Here is a 250-nt window from a genome sequence, read left to right on the forward strand (position 1 = left end):
AGGTTTGGTTCGGCTGATCGCTTACTACAGGTTGTGCATCATTTTGTAGGGTTACATTATCAAAAGCACTACATGTTCCATTGGTCACTGTCCATTTTACTGTTACACTTGTTCCTGCTGCCACTCCTGTAATTGTTGTTGCTGGCGAATTTGGTGTTGTTATTACAGCAGCACCAGATGCTCCTACAAAAGTCCATATACCGCTTCCCACCGATGGTGCAGTTTGCGTCATAGTGAATGTAGATGTATT

Annotated in this window: 1 protein-coding gene; it reads right to left on the reverse strand. The window is 43.2% G+C overall.

Annotation, left to right across the window (positions count from 1 at the left end):
• Positions 1 to 232 (reverse strand): hypothetical protein (locus EOD40_RS17900; RefSeq protein ID WP_196781478.1); only part of this gene is annotated, 232 nt, incomplete at its 3' end.
• Between the last annotated feature and the right edge of the window lie 18 nt (positions 233 to 250).

The sequence above is a fragment of the Flavobacterium sufflavum genome (assembly GCF_004016525.1).
Taxonomy (GTDB): domain Bacteria; phylum Bacteroidota; class Bacteroidia; order Flavobacteriales; family Flavobacteriaceae; genus Flavobacterium; species Flavobacterium sufflavum.